Annotated in this window: 1 pseudogene; it reads left to right on the top strand. The window is 70.5% G+C overall.

Annotation, left to right across the window (positions count from 1 at the left end):
- Window positions 1-674 (top strand): annotated as a pseudogene (locus PGX04_RS29675) (2-succinyl-5-enolpyruvyl-6-hydroxy-3-cyclohexene-1-carboxylic-acid synthase); the annotation flags it as partial.

Genomic DNA, 674 nt, shown 5'->3' with positions numbered 1-674 from the left:
CCCGCCGATCCGGCGGTTCTCCCCGACCTCGAGCCCGCCGCGGTCACCGAACTCGCCGATCGTCTCGGCGCGCCGATACTCGCGGATCCGCTCTCGGGACTTCGGTTCGGCCCGCACGTCGGGTTGACGGACGGGGAGGACCGCGAGGGATCGCGCTCGATCTACGGCGGCTACGACGCTTACGTCGACGAGCTGCCGTCGCCGGACGTCGTCCTCCGATTCGGGGCCTCTCCGACGTCGAAACCGCTCCGACACTGGCTTCGGGACGCCGACGCCCGGCAGTTCCTGATCGATCCTGCGGGCGCGTGGCGCGAGGCGACGTTCACCGCGACGGACCTGCTGGCGGCCGATCCCGGGACCGTCGTCGACGGGCTGTTCGAAGCGATCGCAGAGAGCGAACGCGTCGAGGGCGAGTACACCGATTCGACGACGAGGGCGACGGTCGACGACGACTGGCGCGCCCGGTTCGATGCGGCCGAACGACGCCACTGGGAGATTCGCGACGAGGCGGTGACCGCGAGCGCGCTCGAGTCCGAGCCGTTCGAGGGCGCGATCCTCGCATCCGTCTTTTCGAACGCGCCGGATCGGGCGACGGTGTTCGTCTCGAACAGCATGCCGATTCGGGATGCCGATCGGTTCGGCCGGCCGCGAGCGGCCGACCTGACGGTGCTCGG

This window comes from Natrinema soli (assembly GCF_028618695.1).
This window is presented reverse-complemented; position numbering and strand designations above follow the sequence as displayed.